Consider the following 17915-nt stretch of genomic DNA (forward strand, 5'->3'; position numbering starts at 1 on the left):
GTTGCCCCGTTGCTTGTTGACACTCTATTCACAATCCTGCCACAGAGATAGCGCAATATATCGAAGTCTATGTTCGAATTTTTTGAATAAGGCGCAGAAAGCGTCAATGTGGTACTCTATAGCAATCATTAAAAAGAGATTTTACCCGGCAGAGCACTGCCCATTAACGCTATGACAGAACACCAAAAAATCACCTTCCCGATGCTCCTTCAAAGGCTTGATGCCCTGATGCTGCGCGATAAACAGCGGTTTGCGCGTCGTCTGCACGGCGTGAAGAAGGTTAAAAATCCTGATGCACAACAGGCCATTTATCAGGAGATGGCGAAAGAGATTGAACAGGCAGCAGGGAAAGTTGTGCTGCGCGAAGCTGCACGTCCGGCAATTACCTACCCGGAAAACCTGCCTGTCAGTCAGAAAAAACAGGACATCCTGGAAGCCGTGCGCGACCACCAGGTAGTAATTGTCGCAGGGGAAACCGGTTCGGGGAAAACCACTCAGCTGCCGAAAATCTGCATGGAGCTGGGGCGCGGGGTGAAAGGTCTGATTGGCCACACCCAGCCGCGTCGTCTGGCGGCGCGTACCGTGGCGAACCGTATTGCCGAAGAGCTGCAAACCGAGCCGGGTGGCTGCATCGGTTACAAGGTGCGATTCAGCGACCACGTCAGCGATAACACCATGGTCAAGCTGATGACTGACGGTATCCTGCTGGCGGAAATCCAGCAGGATCGCCTGCTGATGCAGTACGACACCATCATCATCGACGAAGCGCACGAGCGCAGCCTGAACATTGACTTCCTGCTCGGTTACCTGAAAGAACTGCTGCCGCGTCGTCCGGATCTGAAAATCATCATCACCTCCGCGACCATCGACCCGGAGCGCTTCTCGAAGCATTTCAACAATGCGCCGATAATTGAAGTGTCAGGACGCACGTACCCGGTGGAAGTGCGCTATCGCCCGATTGTCGAAGAGGCGGATGATACCGAGCGCGACCAGCTCCAGGCCATCTTCGACGCTGTCGACGAACTGGGCAACGAAAGTGCGGGCGACATTCTGATCTTTATGAGCGGCGAGCGCGAAATTCGCGACACCGCCGATGCGCTCAGCAAGCGCGATCTGCGTCATACGGAGATCCTGCCCCTGTACGCGCGCCTGTCGAACAGCGAGCAGAACCGCGTGTTCCAGCCGCACGGCGGACGCCGCATTGTGCTGGCGACCAACGTGGCGGAAACCTCGCTGACCGTACCGGGGATCAAATACGTGATCGACCCGGGCACGGCGCGTATCAGCCGCTACAGCTACCGCACCAAGGTGCAACGCCTGCCAATAGAGCCGGTTTCTCAGGCGTCGGCCAACCAGCGTAAAGGCCGCTGCGGTCGTGTGTCGGAAGGGATCTGTATTCGTCTCTATTCCGAAGACGATTTCCTGTCGCGCCCGGAGTTTACCGACCCGGAAATTCTGCGTACCAACCTGGCGTCCGTTATCCTGCAGATGACCGCCCTGGGGCTGGGCGACATCGCGGCGTTCCCGTTCGTGGAAGCGCCGGACAAACGCAACATTCAGGACGGTGTCCGCCTGCTGGAAGAGTTGGGGGCCATTACCACCGACGAGCAGGCTACGGTCTATAAACTGACGCCGTTGGGTCGTCAGCTCAGCCAGTTGCCGGTCGACCCGCGTCTGGCGCGCATGGTGCTGGAAGCCCAGAAGCACGGCTGCGTGCGCGAGGCGATGATTATCACCTCTGCGCTCTCCATTCAGGATCCGCGCGAGCGTCCGATGGATAAACAGCAGGCGTCAGATGAAAAACACCGTCGCTTCCACGACAAAGAGTCCGATTTCCTCGCCTTCGTGAACCTGTGGAACTATCTCGGCGAGCAGCAGAAAGCGCTCTCCTCGAACCAGTTCCGCCGCCAGTGCCGCGTGGATTTCCTCAACTACCTGCGCGTGCGCGAGTGGCAGGATATCTACACCCAGCTGCGCCAGGTGGTGAAAGAGCTGGGCATTCCGGTGAACAGTGAGCCGGCGGAGTACCGTGAAATTCATATCGCGCTGCTGACCGGCCTGCTGTCCCACATTGGGATGAAGGACGCAGAGAAGCAGGAGTATACCGGCGCGCGCAATGCCCGTTTCTCCATCTTCCCCGGTTCCGGCTTATTCAAGAAGCCGCCGAAGTGGACCATGGTGGCCGAGCTGGTGGAAACCAGCCGCCTGTGGGGACGCATTGCCGCGCGGATCGACCCGGAATGGGTTGAGCCAGTCGCGCAGCATCTGCTGAAACGCTCATACAGTGAACCACACTGGGAGCGTGCGCAGGGGGCAGTGATGGCGACCGAGAAGGTGACCGTTTATGGCCTGCCGGTGGTGGCCGCGCGTAAGGTCAACTACAGCCAGATTGACCCGGCGCTCAGCCGCGAGCTGTTTATCCGCCACGCGCTGGTGGAGGGCGACTGGCAGACGCGCCATGCGTTCTTCCGCGAAAACCTGAAGCTGCGCGCCGAAGTGGAAGAGCTTGAGCATAAATCCCGCCGTCGCGACATCCTGGTAGACGACGAGGCGCTGTTCGAATTCTACGATCAGCGCATCAGTCACGATGTGATTTCCGCCCGCCACTTTGACAGCTGGTGGAAGAAGGCCAGTAAAGAGACGCCGGACCTGCTCAATTTTGAAAAGAGCATGTTGATTAAAGAGGGGGCGGAGTCGGTCAGCAAGCTCGACTACCCGAACTTCTGGCATCAGGGCAATCTCAAGCTGCGTCTGACCTATCAGTTTGAACCGGGGGCCGATGCGGACGGCGTGACCGTCCACATTCCGCTGCCGCTGTTAAACCAGGTCGACGAGAGCGGGTTTGAATGGCAGATCCCCGGCCTGCGCCGCGAGCTGGTCATTGCGCTGATTAAATCGCTGCCGAAACCGGTGCGGCGTAATTTTGTGCCTGCGCCGAACTACGCGGAAGCGTTTTTGGGCCGCGTCACGCCGCTGGAGCTGCCGCTGCTGGACGCGCTGGAGCGAGAATTCCGCCGCATGACAGGCACCACCATTGACCGCGAAGACTGGAACTGGGAACAGGTACCCGATCACCTGAAAATCAGTTTCCGCGTGGTGGATGATAAAAACAAAAAGCTGCTGGAAGGGCGTTCCCTGAGCGAGCTAAAAGAGGCGCTGAAAGGGAAAGTCCAGGAGACGCTCTCTGCGGTGGCGGACGACGGTATCGAGCAGAGCGGGCTGCATATCTGGAGTTTTGGTCAGCTTCCGGAAAGCTACGAGCAAAAACGCGGTAACTATAAGGTGAAAGCCTGGCCAGCGCTGGTGGACGAGCGCGACAGCGTGGCGATCAAGCTGTTTGATAACCCGCAGGAACAGCAGCAGATGATGTGGCGCGGGCTGCGTCGCCTGCTGCTGCTGAACATTCCGTCGCCGATCAAGTACCTGCACGAGAAGTTGCCGAACAAGGCCAAGCTGGGTCTGTACTTTAACCCGTACGGCAAAGTGCTGGATCTGATTGACGACTGCATCTCCTGCGGCGTGGACAAATTGATCCACGAGGCGGGCGGTCCGGTCTGGACGGAAGAGGGCTTTGCTCAGCTTCATGAAAAGGTCCGCGCGGAGCTTAACGACACCGTGGTGGAGATTGCCAAACAGGTCGAGCAGATCCTCACCGCCGTGTTCAACATCAACAAGCGCCTGAAGGGGCGCGTGGATATGACCATGGCGCTGGGGCTGTCGGACGTGAAGGCGCAGATGGCGGGGCTGGTGTATCGTGGCTTTGTCACCGGCAACGGCTTCAACCGTCTCGGCGATACGCTGCGCTATCTGCAGGCAATTGAAAAACGTCTGGAGAAAATGGCCATCGACCCGCACCGCGATCGCGCGCAGATGTTGAAAGTGGAAAGCGTGCAGCAGGCGTGGCAGCAGTGGCTAAACAAGCTGCCGCCGGCGCGCCGCGACGATGAAGACGTGCAGGCGATCCGCTGGATGATCGAGGAGCTACGCGTCAGCTTCTTTGCCCAGCAGCTCGGTACGCCGTATCCGATTTCGGATAAGCGTATCCTGCAGGCGATGGAGCAGATCTCTGGCTAAAAGCCTTGCCCGATTTTCTCCCTCTCCCTGTGGGAGAGGGTCGGGGTGAGGGCATCAGCCCGCACAATTTTCACCCGTTCACAATCGCCAGCGTAAACCCATCCCATCCCTTAACCCCCACCGTTTGCAGCGCGGTGGCGGTTAAGCGCGGGTTATCTCCAGTCATCTCGATAAAACGCCGCACGCCCTGCACGCGCGCGTCGTCGCTTTGCCCGTTAACGACTTCACCCTCGCGTACCACGTTATCGCCGATAATTACCGTACCGGGACGGGAATAGTGCAACGCCCACTCCAGATAGCCGGGATTGTTCGGCTTATCGGCATCAATAAAGATCAGGTCGAACGGCGTAACGTCACCAAAATTTTCGAGCGAGCTCAGCGCCGGGCCTTCAATCAGTTCAATGCGATCGTTCAGCCCCGCGAGGTGAATATTCTGACGCGCAACGTCGGCATGACTCGGGTCGGCCTCGAGCGTAATCAGCTTTCCGTCCGGCGGCAGGGCGCGCGCCATCCAGATTGAGCTATAGGCACCCAGCGTCCCGATCTCGAGAATGCGTCTTGCCTGCGTCATGCGCACGAACAGCGCCAGCAGCTGCCCCTGATTGGCCGCCACGTCGTGTTCGGGCAGCCCGGCGCGCTTGTTGTTTTCCAGGATCTGACTCAGTACGTCATCGTCAGGGATCAGCGAAGAAATCATGAAATTATCTACTGCAGACCACTGTTGTTGCATAGATTGACTCCTTGGGAAGGATTGCCGGGTGGCGGCTACGCCTTACCCGGCCTACGGGTGCGAAATGTAGACCCGGTAAGCGACGCGCCACCGGGCAGGCTTTCAGGCACTGCCCCAGCCGCCGCCCAGCGCCCTGTACAAATCGATCTGCGCCAGCAGCAGGTTATTTTTCACCTGCACGACGCTGGTCTGGACCGAGAACAGCGTGCGCTGCGCATCCAGTACGTCCAGATAGGATGAATAGCCGTTGCGATAGCGGTTCTGCGCAATGCGCAGCGTCTCCTGGGCCACATCCTGCTGGGCGAGTAGCTCCGTCAGCTGTTCCTGATAGCGCGTAATGGCGTCAAGGCTGTTGTTCACTTCCGCAAACGCGTTACGCACGGTTTTTTCATAGGCGTACAGCGCCTGGTTACGCTGGGACTGGGAAATATCCACCTGCGCATTCAGCGCCTGGCGGTTCAGCAGCGGGGCAAGAATACTGCCCCCGGCGCTCCAGAGCTGAAGCGGATTGTCCAGCAGGCCAGAAAGGGTACGATCCTGAATCGATCCGGTGGCGGTCAGGTTGATCGATGGCAGCAGGCTGGCGCGCGACGCGGCAAGGGAGGCATCCGCCGCCACCAGCTGGCGTTCAGCCTGAACGATATCCGGCCGACGGTTCAGAAGCGTGGAAGGCAGCTGAGACGGCAGCTTCAGCGGCGTTAGCCTTGCAAAGCTTTCGCTGCGCGCTACCGCGCCGGGATTGCTTCCCAGCAGCAGGCTAAGCGCATTTTCCTGCTGCGCAATCTGATGCTGTAACACGGGCACCTGCGCCCGCGTTGAACGTAATTCGGAGTCAGACTGCATCAGCTCCAGGCGCGAACTGTAGCCGGTTTCAAACTGACGTTTCGCGAGGTTAAACGCCTCTTCGCGGGACTTCAGCGTGGCTTCAGTCACGCGCAGCTGTTCGTCAAGTGAGAGCAGGGTGACGTACCCGGAAGCCACGGACGAGGCGACGGTCAAATCCGCGGCGGCAGCGGCGGCTTTTTGCGCCTCCAGCGACGCCTGAGCGGCATTCGCCGTGCTGCGGTTGACGCCCCAGATATCAACGTCGTAGCTCGCCGTCAGGCTGCCTCTGTACACCGTACCGTAGACGGGCAACCCGGTCGCAGCGGATTGCGAACGGGCGCGCGTCCCCGTGACGCCCGCGTCAAGCGAGGGAAACAGGCTTCCATCGGCCGCAAAGACCCGCGCCTGATACTCGTTTATCCGTTCGCGGGCGATCAACACGTCACTGTTATTCTTAAGCGCCTGGTCCACATAGCGGTTCAGGTGGTTGTCATGAAAGTTACGCCACCAGAGCTGTTCCGTCGGGCTGGCTGGCCCCGAGGTGGCCCGCCATTGCGCAGGAATGTGCAGCGTGGGCTGCGCCGGTTTGACGTCGACGGACTGGCATCCGGCCAGCATCACCGCCACGACCAGTCCGGCAATAGGACGCAGGATCATGGTTTCGCCTCCCGCGTATCAATTGTTACCTGCACCGACATGCCCGGACGCAGCAGGGCGGATTCCTCTGGCTTACCGAGTACCTCAATGCGCACCGGAATTCGCTGGGCAATTTTGACAAAGTTCCCGGTGGCGTTATCCGGCGTGATCGCGCTGAATTCCACGCCGGTTGCGGGAGAGATGCTCTCCACGCGGCCCTGATACGCTTTGTCGTTCAGGGCATCGACGGTGAATTTCACCGGCTGACCGACGCGCAGCTCCGCGAGCTGGGTCTCTTTGATATTGGCAATAACCCATTGCTGGGGGGGCACAAGGGTGGTGAGATGGGTCCCGGCGGTCACATACGCCCCAAGACGCACGGCAATCTGCCCCAGCTGGCCATCACGTGGGGCCACAATGCGGGTGTTTTCCAGATCGATCTGCGCCAGCTCCAGCGCCGCTTTGGCGTTCTCAACGTCCGCCTCCAGCGCCCCGCGATTGACAATCACCGTCTGCAGATCCTGACGCGACATCTCAAGCGTTGCTTTCGCCTGGTCGATATCGGCGCTGCCCTGAGCCGCGCTTGCCAGGGCGGCATCGCGTTCGCGAACGGAAAGTGACCCATCCGCCGTCAGATCCTTCACGCGCTTCAAATCCGCCTGGGTTTTCAGGCTCTGGGCGCGGGCATTTTTCAGCGCGGCTTCATTTTTGGCAATCGTCGCTTCGGCGCTTTTACGCTGCTGCAGGTTATTATTCAGGGCGGCAATTTTCATCGCCAGCTGCGCCTCGGCCTGATGCACCCGCTGACGGTAGATGCGGTCATCAATCTGCAGCAGCAGATCGCCTTTTTTGACCTGCACAAAGTCCTGAACCTTCACCTCTGTGATATAGCCATTCACCTGCGGGCTGATAAACGTCGTTTGCCCCCGCACGTAGGCGTTGTCGGTAAACTGCACGTGTCGGGTAAAGGGCGGTAACTGCCAGGCGTAAAGGATCACCAGCACGCCGACAAGACCGATGGCAGCGGCGGTGAAAACGGAAACAATGCGCACATTTTTGCGGGTGTTGGCCTGCTCTTTGGTGGCATCCTGCTGACTCATAAATTCTCCAGAACTCTTTCAATTACTTGTTGCCGGTGGCGTTCTTCAGCGCCATACGGGCAGTGATGCGCAGACGCAGCAAGCGCCATAAAATCCAGACCAGCGTGGCGGCAGCGATGCTTGCCGTCAGAATATAAGTATCGTTGTAAGCCAGAATGTTTGCCTCAAGGGCGGTGACGCTTTGTAGTTGGGTAATTGCCTGAGTCCCCAACAGCGAACTGTCACCGATCAGGCTTTTATACATCTGGGTATAAAGCTGAATGCGCTCGTTGACCAGCGGGTTGAGCGTGGTGAGCTGGTCTGCCAGCAGGCTGGAGTGGTACTTCTCACGCCAGGTCTGGAAAGTACCGAGGATCGCCGACCCGAGCAGACCGCCGAGGTTCTGGCTCATGCCAAACATGACCGAGAAGCTGACCAGATTACGCGGGTCGGCGATCACTCCGCCAATGGCGGCCAGCATGGCCGGGGCGAGGAAGAAAGCGCTGCCGAAGCCAAGCAGGAACTGGCTGACCATCAGCTGGTCCGGGCGGGTCAGGTTATTGGACTGGCTGTCCAGCAGCGAGGCAATGATCATCAGCGCCAGGGAGGTGATAATCGGCCACGCCAGTTTTGTGGGCTTGATGGTGAGACAGCTGGTGACGATCCCGCAGACGATCCCGGCGAAAATGGACCACGCCAGATGGGTCATCTGCTCATTCTGTAATCCCACATACTGTAACCAGCCAATCACCCCGGTATTTTGCTCCGCCAGCACGATGCGGATCAGCAGCATAATCAGTCCCAGACGGACGATGCTGCCGCTCGACAGCCAGCGGGTATTCAGCAGCGGGTTAGTGCGGTTATGTTCAAAGACGATGGCGGACACAATCAGCACCAGCGATAACGCCAGCGACCAGCCGATCCACGGCGCTTCAAACCACCAGTCCAGACGTCCCAGCGACAGCACCGCGCACAGCAAGGCCATGCCCGGCGCCAGCAGAAAGAAGGTGACAAAGTCTTTCTTCTCAAAGACCTTGCGTCGGTCGCCCGGCGGCAGCTTCAGCGCGATCACGCAGGCCAGGGAGATCAGCGCCAGCCCCAGTTCAAAGAAATACAATCCGCGCCACTCGTCCAGCTGGAGCAGTTCAGTCGAAAACAGCCGCGCCAGCGGAATGGCGAGTGACGAGCCGGTAATGCCGATGGTCAGCGCCTTCAGGCGATGTTTCGCCGGCCAGGCCTGGATCTGGTAGTAAATCCCCAGCGAGCTGAGCGCGGCGGCCACCATCCCGTGCGCGGCGCGCACCATCAGCGCTGAGCTGAGATCGTTAACAAACAGATGAAAAAAGGTGACCAGCACATACAGCACCAGAAACCCTTCGGTGAAGGCGCGCAGACCGTACTGCTGGCGGAATTTGACCAGCAGCAGGTTGATGGAGATGTTGGTCATCACATAGACCGCGGGCAGCCAGGCGATTTCCGTTGACCAGGCGCCGAAGGTGCCCTGCAGGTTTTGCAGATTGGCGGTCACCACCGCATTACCCAGCGCCCCCGTCAGGCACACCAGCAGGCCCACGACGCCGTAGGCAATCCGTTTGGGCGTGCTGTGTTCAGGTGTGGAAGGCGACCCCAGCAGAGCGGGTTTCTCATGTGGCTGCCACTCGCGAGGAGCATAAGGATCGCGTTCGGGCAGGCGCATAACGTTGTTTACCTTAGAAATAATGGAAAAATATGTCGACTGGCGATTCTACGTCTGCCGCAAATGATAATTCAAGTGAATATGATTTACGCATGTTAATCAAATGTTGAGAGGGCGCTTGAACAAAAAGAGCGGCCCGGGAAGGGCCGCCGAACGTTCAGATCTGGTCAGGTTGTGCCTGGACCGCGGGCGTTCGTTTCACGCGGCTGGCGCAGAAAATGGCAATCAGTGAGATAGCAACCGTCACGGCCAGATACCAGGCCACGGGCACCCAATCGCCGTCGTATTTTGCCAGCAGTCCAGTGGCAATCAGCGGGGCGGTCCCGCCTGCCAGCGCGGCACCTAACTGATAACCGAGCGTAATACCGGTGTAGCGTACGTTTGCGCTGAAGATCTCAGAGCAGAGTGTGCCGAGTACCGCCGTTACCGGAGCCCACAACACGCCAAAGGCGATGACCGTCGCGAGCACAATGCCCCACGTCGTGCCCGTATTGAGCAGCATAAACCATGGCACGATAAACAAACCGAGTATGAAGACGCTCGTGGCATACATGCGTTGCCGGCCAATTTTATCCGAGAGCAACCCCATTAATGGGATCATGATCGTGGCGACCAGGGCTCCCAGCGTCACGGCTTCCAGCGCCTGTGATTTCTGATAGGTGAGCGTGGTGGTGGCATAGCTCACCACGAAGGTTGAGAAAATATAGAATGGGGCGGTTTCCACGACCTTCAGCCCGGCGGCAATCAGCACTTCGCGCCAGTGATGCTTCAGCGTATCGCGGAGTGGGGCTTTCGCTACCTGACCAGACGCTTTCACCTTTTGAAAATCAGGCGTTTCATCAATATCTTTTCGGATCCACAGGCCGAGCAATACCAGTACCGAGCTCAGCAGGAACGGGATCCGCCAGCCCCAGGAGAGAAAATCCTCTTCACTGAACAGGGTCATCAGCGAAACAATAAAGGTCGCCATCAGCATGCCGATGGTCACGCCCGCCTGCGGAATGCTGCCGAAGAACCCTTTGCGTTTTTCTGGCGCGTATTCATAGGCCAGCAACAGCGCGCCGCCCCATTCACCGCCGATCCCCATCCCCTGAATGATACGCATCAGGATCAGCAGCGCGGGAGCCCACATGCCAATCATCTCATACGTCGGCAGCAGGCCAATCATGACGGTTGCACCGCCCATCAACGAGAGGGTCAGGACAAGGGTCTTTTTACGTCCGATACGGTCACCGATATGGGCAAAAAGTACCCCGCCAATGGGGCGAATAAAAAAGGTTAAGGAGAAGGAGAGATAAGAGAGAATGAGTCCGATCACCGGATCGACCATCGGGAAGAAGATCTTATTAAAGACCAGCGCGGCCGCCGTACCGTAGAGAAAATAGTCAAACCATTCAATGGCGCTCCCGGTAAGGCTGGCGATTAATACCTTCTTATTTTTTCGTAATACCGTCGTCGTACTTTCATGTTCTGTCATGACCTGAAACCTCGCCACGTTGATGATGTAAGAGGTGTCACCTGGCGCGCTTCAGGTGCAACCTGTGATGATGCAAAAGGTTGTCAAATTGTTAAGCAACTTAGGGTTGGATGTTGTATTTAGCAAGCGCAGGGGGGATAAAACTGGTCAGATCACGGTGAAATAAGCAGCGTTGGGTGCTTTTTCATGACGCCTGTACAATACAATGTTTTGTAGGGCTGAAAATCAAAAGCATAATAGGCAGGTGCAACCCGATGATTTTTGGATGTTTCTGGTTATTTCAGAAAAATGATAAATTCGGTGATTCAACAACGCGAGGAGTTCACCATGGTTCAGCCCCATTTCCCCGTCCTGCCGGACGCTACGCTTACGGCCATCAATACTGTCGGTGAATGGCTGGCGCAGGACGATCTCCGCGGCACGTCTCAAACCCCGGATGTTGATGGGGTGATTCTGGCAGGAAACGCGGTGATCACGACCATTGAAGCAGCCTGCCGAATTGCCGAAGAAAAGCAGGTTCCGCTGCTGATTAGCGGCGGTATCGGCCACTCGACAACGTTTTTGTATGATGCGATCCGTCACCACCCCCGTTATCACCCACTGCCGGTGTCCGGGCGGGCGGAAGCGAGCATTCTTGCCGACATTGCGCGGGAGTTCTGGCAGATCCCCGAGTCGCGCCTGTGGGTTGAAGATCGCTCCACTAACTGCGGAGAAAACGCCCGATTTAGCTGGAACATGCTGAAACAGCACCAGCGAACAAGCGGACGAATGCTGGTGGTTCAGGATCCGACGATGCAGCGCCGTACGATGGCGACATTCGCCCGCGTTTGCCGCGATGAGCCCGTTTCTCCGCAGTGGATTAGCCACCCGGGAATGACGCCAATACTGCAAAACGGCAAAAACGGCGTGGTATTTAGCGAGGGTAACGCAGGGCTGTGGGCCGTTAAGCGTTACCTTTCGCTGGTGATGGGGGAACTGCCGCGTCTGTATGACGATGAGAACGGCTATGGCCCGGCCGGGCGGGATTTTATCGCGCATGTCGAATTCCCTGAGGCTGTCACCGAAGCCTGGAAACAGCTTCAGCAGGATCCGGTCCTGAAGGTGGCGCGTAAAATCATCTGAGCACGGGGCAATCCCCTCGCCCCTTTGGGGAGAGGGTCAGGGTGAGGGGGAATTTCACAGCGCGGCGAATTTATCCAGCGTACGCACCAGCTGCGTCACGAAACCATACTCGTTGTCATACCACGCGACGGCCTTCACCAGTTGCAGGTCTCCCGCTTCCGACACCTCCGTCTGTGTGGCGTCGAATACCGAACCGTAGTGCGAACCAATCACGTCTGACGACACAATTTCATCATCGGTATACCCGAACGATTTATTCCCCTGTGTCGCCTTTTTCAGCGCAGCGTTGATCTCCTCAACGGTAACTTTCTTGCCAAGAATGGCGACCAGCTCGGTGACGGAGCCGGTTTTTACCGGCACGCGCTGCGCGTGGCCTTTCAGCTTGCCGCTGAGCGCAGGGATCACCAGGCCGATGGCTTTTGCCGCACCGGTCGTGTGCGGAATAATGTTCTCAGCTGCTGCCCGCGAGGCGCGTAGATCTTTCCCGCGCGGTCCATCCACCAGCGCCTGGGTGCCGGTATAGGCATGGATGGTGGTCATGGTGCCCACTTTTATTTCAAACGCATCGTGCAGGGCTTTTGCCAGCGGGGCCAGGCAGTTGGTGGTGCAGGATGCGACGGAAATAATGGTGTCACTGGCGTTAATCGTGTCGTCATTCACGCTATAGACGATGGTTTTCATGTCACCTGCAGGTGCCGAAATCAGCACTTTTTTCGCACCTGCGTCCAGATGTGCCCGGGATTTCTCTTCAGAGGTGTAGAAGCCGGTGCACTCCACGACAATATCCACCCCCGCCGTTTTCCATGGAATATGCTTTGCCTCTTTCTCCGCGTATACCGCAATGGTCTTACCGTCGACGATCAGCGCATCTTCAGTGAAATCTACGCTCCACGGGAAGCCACCGTAGTTGGAATCATGTCTGAGCAGGTAAGCCAGCACTTTCGGGGAGGTGAGGTCGTTGATGGCGACGACAGTATTACTGTCCTGAGTTTCAAGAAGGCGGCGCAGAACAAGGCGTCCAATGCGTCCGAATCCGTTAATGCCAATTTTACTCATTGTGTTCTCCTGTGAACATGTCGATAAGACAGTTTGAACTCATCCAGGCTTAGACCATCACGGACAGGGCGGCAATTGAAGATACTTCATCCGCAGGGAAGTGACTGAAAAGTCATACAGAAAAGTTAATGAATTTTTAAGGAAAGGAGATTATGTTGGCGCAGTGACTGTTTTTTTTCAGGAAATCCCATGCGTACTAAATATTCAAGCCTGCAGATTGCGATTCACTGGCTGGTGTTTTTGTTAGTTGTCGTCGCCTACTGCGCGATGGAGTTTAGAGGCTTTTTCCCGCGTACCGATCGCCCGGTGATAAACATGATCCACGTCTCCTGCGGGATCTCGGTGCTGGTGCTGATGGTGGCGAGATTGCTCATCCGCCTTAAATATCCCGCACCGCCTATTCAGCCGAAACCCAAAGCGATGATCACCGGTATGTCGCACCTTGGGCATCTCATCGTCTATCTGCTGTTTATTGCGCTGCCGCTGATTGGCATTGTGATGATGTATAACCGCGGAAACGACTGGTTTGCCTTTGGCCTGCTGATGCCGCATGCGGCGGAAGGGAATTTTGATCGGGTGGATATGCTGAAGGAGTGGCACGAGACGCTCGCCAATCTCGGCTATTTCTTGATTGGTCTGCACGCGGCGGCGGCGCTAATGCATCACTATTTCTGGAAAGACAATACGCTGCTGCGCATGATGCCGAAAAAGCGTCAGTAGTCTTTTCGCCCGGCGGCGCTTCGCTTGCACGGGCCTACAAACGGCTCAAACTCGTAGGCCGGGTAAGCGCAGCGCCACCCGGCTTGTTTTTTAACGCAGCAGAGCACGCTCTTCAGCCGTTAACGCCAGCGTCTGCGTTGTCCCGGTCTCTGATGATTTCACCGCCGCTTCCAGCACAGCCATGACCGCTAACGCCTCGACAGGGTGAACGGGATGGGGGATTTCCCCGCGCAGCGCATCACGCACGTGGATGTAATACTGGCGCTGGTCGCCTTTCGGTGTGGCAAGGGTCTGCGTAGCACCGTCTGCCCCGAAGAACACCATGCTGTCGCTGTCTTCTCCCCAGATTTCGCTGCCGGGGATCACACCCGCAAGCAGTTGTGCTTCCTGCTGATCGATTCTGGCCTTCACCACGCTGCCTTTATCCCCGTGAACGGTAAAGCGCGCCGTCCCGCCAGCGACCAGCATGCTGGCGTGCAGAATAACCTTGTGCGCCGGGTAATTTAAAACCACGTGCGCCCAGTCGTCGATCTCCGCACCCTCGCGCAGCGTCGCGATATTCCCCTGAACCCACTCAGGCAGGCCAAACAGCTGTAGCGTCTGGTCGATCAGGTGCGGCCCCAGGTCAAACCACAGACCGCTCCCGGGAACGTTCTGCTCGCGCCAGCGCACGCGGACTTCCGGACGGAAGCGATCAATATGCGACTCCAGGTGCTTGACCTTGCCGAGCGTGCCTTGCGCAATAATCTGTTTAATGCCGAGGAAATCGCTGTCCCAGCGGCGGTTATGAAAAACAGAGAGCAGGAGCTGTTTTTCATCCGCCAGCGCGATCAGGTCGCGGGCTTCCTTCATGTCGAGGGTAAAAGGCTTATCCACGACGACATGTTTCCCGGCGTTCAGGGCCAGCGTAGCCAGCGGGGCGTGAGTGGCGTTAGGCGAGGCAATCACCACCACGTCGATATCAGGATGCTGAATAGCCTCTTCCGGTGTCGCGACCACAAGCACATCCGGAAGATCGCGTTTTACCTTCTCTTCATCACGGGAAGAGACCACCGCCAGCCTAAGCCCGTCCACGGACTGGATCAGCGGAGCATGGAAGGTTTTACCCACAAATCCATACCCGATCAGCGCAATGTTGATTGTTTGAACTTTACTCATGACCTTCTCCACGTTATTGCGCGCATACGGTGACCTGTAATGCGCCAGGGTCCCCAAGCTCAGGCCAGGGACGATCTAAAAAGAGTTGATGAATGTCGGATAACCCCGAAACCAGATACGGTTCACAGCGGTTAACTTTCAGATGGTCGGCCACGATCCAGTGTTCATGGCTTGCGGCGAGCATCGCACGTTTCACCTCAGCATCGGCCTCTTTACCGGCACTCAGACCGAGTTCGGCATGAATGGCGCACGCCCCAAGAATGGCGATATCTGCCCGATAGCGGGAGAGCAACAACAACGTGGCGCTTCCGGCAAACAGGCGCTGTTTCGGGTCCCATTTCCCGCCGAGCAGGATCAGATCAATGTCTTCCCGGTCGCTAAAATGCTGGGCGATGTCCAGCGAAGTGGTGATCACGGTGTGAGGCCCCTGAAGAAAGGTCGCGACGGCCATCACCGTGCTGCCGGCATCCAGAAAGAGGGTGGAACCGGCTGGAACCGCCTGCGCGACCTGTTTCCCCAGGCGTTGCTTGGTTTCAGGCAGCAGCGTGTTGCGGCCCTGACGATTCATGGCGGAAAGATTAAGGGCGATAGCGCCACCGTGGTTCTTCTGGGCCAGCCCCTGATTTTCCAGGTCGGTGAGATCCCGACGGATGGTATCTGCTGAAACCTGCAGCTTTTCTGCCAGCTCAGTAATGCTGGCCTGACCTTGATCGCTCAAAATATCAAGGACATAACGTTGACGTGCGGTCTTGTGCATGGCTGCACTCCTGCAAAATGTCGCAATAATTCGCATAATACAGCATTTTTGCGCAGAGGGAAGCAGGGGAATGGGGTAAGCGGTCGGGAGGTGCAGTCATTCCGGTAGGTGATTATTACATTTGTATTAAGCAGATATCATTAAGCCGTTTTGAATGTTAACCACAGTGTTATTGTTATGTTTTATTTAATGATTTGGGTTATGTAACCATTATAATACCATTGTATAGAATAAAACTCTGTAAATAAGATTTATAGTAGCTATTAATCTCTTACTTTAGTTTTTTAATGGATTTTTATTTTGGTGCGAGGTCGGTAATGACTTAAATTGACACTTCTTTGAAAATCTTTGTGTCTGACGCTCTTCGAAATTAACGCAAAAATGTACAGAGAGCAGATTAGGAATTTTCCTTAAATAACAGAGGGTTTATATGTTTCATTTGAAATGCCCTTTTTATGGTTTTGTCCAGAAACCCCATCTTTTTTCTTATTTGTAACACCACATTAACATTGTGGGTGTAGTGGCCTATACCACATTTTGTTATGCTGCAAATCAGTTTAAGAAATAAGTAAATTCTTAATTAAAATAAGACGACGGACTTTCTCACTTCCAATGGAAATGGGTATGGGGGAGTTTTACCTGAAATTCAGTGAGGACGCTAAAGAAGATATTTGTCTAATTATCTATACCTCTTTTTGGGTAATTGCCTGAGTTTGGCTCAGAGTCAGGGAGATAAAAATGACGATATTGCGAAAGCCTATGTTACGCCGATTTACAACAGCACTGGCATTAATTTCATTCGCCATAAATACGGCTTATGCCAATAGTCACCAGGCAGGGATTGCCGCAGTGGCAAAGACGACCTTAAAAGAAAGTATTCTTTTTGCTATCGATCGCGATCCCTCAATTAGTCAGCAGGCCGCGCAATTAGGTATTGGTCAGGCGCAAATAGATGAAGCGCGTAGCGGCTGGATGCCACAAATCGCGTTGAACGGGAGCACGGGTCATAGCCAGACCACCGATTCCAGCGGATCGCTGAAGAATTCTGCGGCCTGGGGGATTAGCCTGACCCAGCTGCTGTACGATTTCGGGAAAACCAATAACAGCATCAGCCAGTCTTCCGCCCAGCGCGATAGTTACCGCTACCAGCTGATGAGTACGCTCTCTGATGTGGCGGAGAAAACGGCACTCAGCTACGTGGAAGTTAAACGCTATTCCGATCTGCTCCAGGCGGCACAGGACAACGTTCAGGCGCTTAAAAATGTTGAGCAACTGGCAAAACTGCGTGCGGATGCAGGGGTGAGCTCCACTTCCGATGAACTGCAGACACGCACGCGTATTGCTGGCATGCAGGCAACGGTCGCGCAGTATAACGCCGCCTTAAACAGCGCCCGCGCAAGGCTTGCGGTCTTAACCGGGATGCAGGCTGACGCTTATTCGCCTGTGCCTGCGAACCTCGCCGTTGAGCCTGATTCGCTTAACCGCATTGATTACTCCTTGATACCCACGGTGTTAGCGGCGCAGAACCGGGAGCGTTCGGCCCAGTACGGCGTGGAAACGGCGAAGTCCCAGCACTGGCCGACCTTAAGCCTGAAGGGGGGGCGTACCCGTTATGAGTCGGACAACCGTTCTTACTGGGACGACCAGATCCAGCTCAATATTGATGCACCGCTTTATCAGGGCGGCGCGGTCTCCGCACGTGTGCGTCAGGCAGAAGGCGCACGGGCTATGGCCTCTTCTATGGTTGATCAGGCGCGCTTCGATGTTCTGCAAAAAGCCTCCGTTGCGCAGGCTGACTGGACCGGTGCACGGGGAAGAATGGAAGCCGGTAAGCTGCAGCTGGAAAATGCACTGCGTGCCCGTGATGTTTATAAAAATGAATACACCCTGAGCAAGCGGAGCATTAATGATTTGCTTAGCGTTGAGCAGGATGTCTGGCAGGCCACGTCGGCAAAAATAATCGCTGAGTATGATGGGTGGAGTTCGGCAATTAATTATGCTTCCGCGGTTGATAATTTAATGTCGCTTATTGGAATAGAGAAAAACGCTGCCGCAAAATTACCCGATTTGAGTTAAAAAAAGACGCGCATAGCTGCGCAAAATAAGACTGAAAATAATGGGTGTTTTTTCCCAGGGATAGCTACATCCATCTGGTGGACATATCCACAGGAATCCGCACACCTGCAAGGAGAAGAATATGAGTAACGTAAAGGTTGTTGATGTCATCATTCGCAAAACGGCAGAAAAAACGAAATTAACCGGAGACGGAAATCTCTCGGTATCCATTTCATCGCCGAGTGTGATTGAAATCCAGGGCTCAGCTCAGGATGTGGTGCGTTATGTCCGCCAGGGTAAAGACCTTCTCATTTATATGAAAGATGGCAGCGTTATTCGCTGTAATAACTATTTTGTCGAAGATCCTGAAACCCATCATCAGTCAGAGCTGGTATTCAACGATCATCAGGAACTGACGCATATTTCTTTTGCCGATGCCGGGGAAGCGTCTGGCGCTGCTGTCACTGAGTTAACCGCCCAGGCCACACCCATTAGCAGCATTGAACCTTTCCTTGAGCAGGAAAGTGTCC

12 protein-coding genes and 1 pseudogene are annotated in these 17915 nt (G+C 56.0%); 5 read left to right on the forward strand and 8 right to left on the reverse strand.

Annotated elements, in window-relative coordinates:
• Positions 1-171: 171 nt before the first annotated feature.
• Positions 172-4074 (forward strand): ATP-dependent RNA helicase HrpA, encoded by a 3903-nt coding sequence (gene hrpA / locus ACMGGM_RS01535; RefSeq protein WP_023330363.1) that lies wholly within the window; start codon positions 172-174, stop codon positions 4072-4074.
• Positions 4075-4144: 70 nt separating this feature from the next.
• On the opposite strand, the gene ACMGGM_RS01540 is transcribed toward hrpA, so the two are convergent.
• The 5 genes from ACMGGM_RS01540 to ACMGGM_RS01560 form a co-directional block, all read right to left on the reverse strand.
• Positions 4145-4804 (reverse strand): O-methyltransferase, encoded by a 660-nt coding sequence (locus ACMGGM_RS01540; protein ID WP_048996323.1) that lies wholly within the window; start codon positions 4802-4804, stop codon positions 4145-4147.
• Positions 4805-4906: 102 nt separating this feature from the next.
• The gene (locus tag ACMGGM_RS01545) at positions 4907-6286 is read right to left on the reverse strand and encodes an efflux transporter outer membrane subunit (RefSeq protein WP_050863022.1); all 1380 of its coding nucleotides are present in this window, start codon (positions 6284-6286) and stop codon (positions 4907-4909) included.
• Positions 6283-7365, reverse strand: coding sequence for an HlyD family secretion protein (locus tag ACMGGM_RS01550; RefSeq protein WP_063943103.1), 1083 nt, complete (start codon positions 7363-7365; stop codon positions 6283-6285). Before ACMGGM_RS01550 ends, ACMGGM_RS01545 begins: the two co-directional genes overlap by 4 nt.
• Positions 7366-7387: 22 nt before the next feature.
• Positions 7388-9040, reverse strand: coding sequence for an MFS transporter (locus ACMGGM_RS01555; protein ID WP_059373443.1), 1653 nt, complete (start codon positions 9038-9040; stop codon positions 7388-7390).
• Between the two features lie 157 nt (positions 9041-9197).
• The gene (locus ACMGGM_RS01560) at positions 9198-10517 is read right to left on the reverse strand and encodes an MFS transporter (RefSeq protein WP_045135157.1); all 1320 of its coding nucleotides are present in this window, start codon (positions 10515-10517) and stop codon (positions 9198-9200) included.
• 327 nt (positions 10518-10844) lie between these two features.
• Here ACMGGM_RS01560 and ACMGGM_RS01565 point away from each other — a divergent pair, with 327 nt between their 5' ends.
• The gene (locus ACMGGM_RS01565; RefSeq protein ID WP_045135158.1) at positions 10845-11639 is read left to right on the forward strand and encodes a YdcF family protein; all 795 of its coding nucleotides are present in this window, start codon (positions 10845-10847) and stop codon (positions 11637-11639) included.
• A 54-nt stretch (positions 11640-11693) separates the two neighbouring features.
• Here ACMGGM_RS01565 and gap read toward each other — a convergent pair whose 3' ends face one another.
• Complete coding sequence (gene gap / locus ACMGGM_RS01570) at positions 11694-12695, reverse strand: type I glyceraldehyde-3-phosphate dehydrogenase (protein ID WP_023330368.1); 1002 nt, start codon at positions 12693-12695, stop codon at positions 11694-11696.
• A gap of 189 nt (positions 12696-12884) precedes the next feature.
• On the opposite strand from gap, the gene cybB reads away from it, so the two are divergent.
• The gene (cybB, locus tag ACMGGM_RS01575) at positions 12885-13415 is read left to right on the forward strand and encodes a cytochrome b561 (protein WP_045135159.1); all 531 of its coding nucleotides are present in this window, start codon (positions 12885-12887) and stop codon (positions 13413-13415) included.
• A gap of 90 nt (positions 13416-13505) precedes the next feature.
• Here the strand turns inward: cybB and ACMGGM_RS01580 are convergent, their stop codons facing one another.
• Positions 13506-14573: an oxidoreductase gene (locus tag ACMGGM_RS01580; protein WP_414149087.1), complete on the reverse strand. Its 1068-nt coding sequence runs from the start codon at positions 14571-14573 to the stop codon at positions 13506-13508.
• Between the two features lie 13 nt (positions 14574-14586).
• Positions 14587-15330, reverse strand: coding sequence for a DeoR/GlpR family DNA-binding transcription regulator (locus tag ACMGGM_RS01585; RefSeq protein ID WP_045135161.1), 744 nt, complete (start codon positions 15328-15330; stop codon positions 14587-14589).
• Positions 15331-16068: 738 nt separating this feature from the next.
• Between ACMGGM_RS01585 and ACMGGM_RS01590 the strand changes: the two genes are divergently transcribed.
• Positions 16069-17406 (forward strand): TolC family outer membrane protein, encoded by a 1338-nt coding sequence (locus ACMGGM_RS01590; RefSeq protein WP_045134063.1) that lies wholly within the window; start codon positions 16069-16071, stop codon positions 17404-17406.
• Between the two features lie 121 nt (positions 17407-17527).
• A pseudogene (locus tag ACMGGM_RS01595) lies at positions 17528-17872 on the forward strand (BapA/Bap/LapF family prefix-like domain-containing protein); the annotation flags it as partial.
• Positions 17873-17915: the final 43 nt, after the last annotated feature.

Source organism: Enterobacter sp. BNK-14 (genome assembly GCF_047456095.1).
Classification (GTDB): domain Bacteria; phylum Pseudomonadota; class Gammaproteobacteria; order Enterobacterales; family Enterobacteriaceae; genus Enterobacter; species Enterobacter kobei.

Bases quoted from the DNA above. Each gene is read 5' to 3' on its own strand.
- cybB (WP_045135159.1), top strand. From the start codon at position 12,885: ATGCGTACTAAATATTCAAGCCTGCAGATTGCGATTCACTGGCTGGTG.
- ACMGGM_RS01560 (WP_045135157.1), bottom strand. From the start codon at position 10,517: ATGACAGAACATGAAAGTACGACGACGGTATTACGAAAAAATAAGAAG.
- ACMGGM_RS01550 (WP_063943103.1), bottom strand. From the start codon at position 7,365: ATGAGTCAGCAGGATGCCACCAAAGAGCAGGCCAACACCCGCAAAAAT.
- ACMGGM_RS01545 (WP_050863022.1), bottom strand. From the start codon at position 6,286: ATGATCCTGCGTCCTATTGCCGGACTGGTCGTGGCGGTGATGCTGGCC.
- ACMGGM_RS01590 (WP_045134063.1), top strand. From the start codon at position 16,069: ATGACGATATTGCGAAAGCCTATGTTACGCCGATTTACAACAGCACTG.
- ACMGGM_RS01565 (WP_045135158.1), top strand. From the start codon at position 10,845: ATGGTTCAGCCCCATTTCCCCGTCCTGCCGGACGCTACGCTTACGGCC.
- ACMGGM_RS01585 (WP_045135161.1), bottom strand. From the start codon at position 15,330: ATGCACAAGACCGCACGTCAACGTTATGTCCTTGATATTTTGAGCGAT.
- ACMGGM_RS01580 (WP_414149087.1), bottom strand. From the start codon at position 14,573: ATGAGTAAAGTTCAAACAATCAACATTGCGCTGATCGGGTATGGATTT.
- gap (WP_023330368.1), bottom strand. From the start codon at position 12,695: ATGAGTAAAATTGGCATTAACGGATTCGGACGCATTGGACGCCTTGTT.
- hrpA (WP_023330363.1), top strand. From the start codon at position 172: ATGACAGAACACCAAAAAATCACCTTCCCGATGCTCCTTCAAAGGCTT.
- ACMGGM_RS01555 (WP_059373443.1), bottom strand. From the start codon at position 9,040: ATGCGCCTGCCCGAACGCGATCCTTATGCTCCTCGCGAGTGGCAGCCA.
- ACMGGM_RS01540 (WP_048996323.1), bottom strand. From the start codon at position 4,804: ATGCAACAACAGTGGTCTGCAGTAGATAATTTCATGATTTCTTCGCTG.